The 2,022-nt window shown below is 64.1% G+C and carries 1 protein-coding gene; it reads left to right on the forward strand.

From position 1 onward, the window contains the following. Positions 1-2,022 (forward strand): condensation domain-containing protein (locus tag AACY31_RS28555; RefSeq protein ID WP_339505619.1); only part of this gene is annotated, 2,022 nt, incomplete at both ends.

Consider the following 2,022-nt stretch of genomic DNA (forward strand, 5'->3'; position numbering starts at 1 on the left):
GTTGACCCTCAACGGCAAGGTGGACCGCAAGGCCCTGCCGGCACCGGATGCCGAGGCGTACGCCAGCCAGGCCTACGAGGCACCGCAAGGCGAGATCGAACAGGTCTTGGCCGACCTGTGGGCCGAGCTGTTGAAAGTGGAGCGGGTCGGTCGCCACGACAATTTCTTCGAACTGGGCGGCCATTCGCTGCTGGCGATGAGGCTGATCGAGCGCATGCGCCAGGCCGAACTATCGGTGGATGTGCGCGTGCTGTTCAGCCAGCCAACGCTGCAGGCTCTGGCCGCTGCGGTGGGCGGACACCGGGATGTGGTGGTGCCGGCCTGCGCCGTCGTCGAAGGCTGTGAGCGCATCACACCGGACATGTTGCCGCTGGCCGTATTGAGCCAGGAGGCCATCGATCGGATCGTGGCGAGCGTGCCGGGAGGAGCGCGCAACGTGCAGGAGATCTACCCACTGGCGCCGTTGCAGGAAGGCATCCTGTATCACCATTTGACGGCGAAAATGGGTGATCCGTACGTGCTGCAAACGCTGTTCGGGTTTGACCGCCGGGCCCGGTTGGATGACTTTGCCCAGGCTTTGCAGGGGGTGATTGACCGGCATGACATTCTCAGAACTTCGATGGTCTGGGAAAACCTCGACGAACCGATGCAGGTCGTGTGGCGACAGGCTCGGCTCAGCGTTGACGAGTTGGACGCGGACCCGAGCGGCGGCGATGCCGTTGCCCGGCTGTATGAGCGTTTCGATGCCCGGCATTATCGGCTGGACGTGCGGCAGGCACCGATGCTGCGTCTGGCTATCGCCGAGGACGTCGCCAACCAGCGCTGGGTCGCCATGCTGCTGTTCCACCATATGGTCCTGGACCATACCGGCCTGGAAGTGCTGGAACGTGAAATGCAGGCGCAGTTGTTGGGCAAGGTCCATGAACTGGGCGAATCGGTGCCTTATCGCAACTACGTGGCCCAGGCGCGCCTGGGTGTCGATCAGCAGGCGCACGAAGCGTTTTTCCGCGACATGCTTGGCGACGTCGACGAGCCTACGTTGCCGTTCGGCCTGCGGGATGTGCAAGGCGATGGCAATGGCGTGGAAGAGGTAAAGCTGGCCGTGGAGGCGGGCTTGTGTCGCCGTCTGCGCGACCAGGCCCGCCAGTTGGGCGTCAGCGCGGCGAGCCTGATGCACTTGGCCTGGGCGCACGTCCTGGGCCGTGTCAGCGGTCGCGACGACGTGGTCTTCGGCACCGTACTATTGGGTCGCATGCAGGCCGGCGATGGAGCTGACCGGGCCCTGGGCATGTTCATCAACACCTTGCCATTGCGGGTGAGCCTGGCTGGGCAAGATGTATACGCAGCGGTGAAGGCGACCCACAAACGACTCAGCGGCCTGCTGGGCCATGAGCATGCTCCGTTGGCACTGGCCCAGCGTTGCAGTGGCGTGGTTGCGCCAACACCGTTGTTCAGTTCGATGCTCAACTATCGTCATTGCGGGATCGAGGTGACCGCGCAGGCGCTGACGGCGTGGCAAGGCATCGAGTCGATTGGCGGTGAAGAACGGACCAATTACCCCTTGGCGCTGGCCGTGGATGATGAAGGCGAGGGCTTCAGCCTGGTGGTGCAAGCGTTGGTCGGAACCGGCGCGCGGCGTATCGGCGAGTACGTGCAGACCACGCTCGAAAGTCTGGTCAGCGCACTGGAGCAGGCGCCGGATACGCCACTGCAGGCCCTCACGAGTCTGCCGGCGGCCGAACGTCTGCATCTGTTGGAAACGTTCAATGCCACGGCGGTCGATTACCCGCAGGGCCTGACCTTGCACGGCTTGTTCGAAACACGGGTCGCGGCCTGTCCGGATGCCGTCGCGGTTGTCTCTGGCGAGGCAGCGTTGAGCTACTCGCAATTGAATGCGCGCGCCAACCAGGTCGCTCATCGCCTATTGGAACTGGGCATTCGCCCGGATGACCGCGTGGCGATCTGTGCCGATCGCAGCCTGGACATGGTGGCGGGCCTGCTGGGCATTCTCAAGGCCGGCGC

Source organism: Pseudomonas sp. RL_105y_Pfl2_101, assembly GCF_963970585.1.
GTDB lineage: Bacteria > Pseudomonadota > Gammaproteobacteria > Pseudomonadales > Pseudomonadaceae > Aquipseudomonas.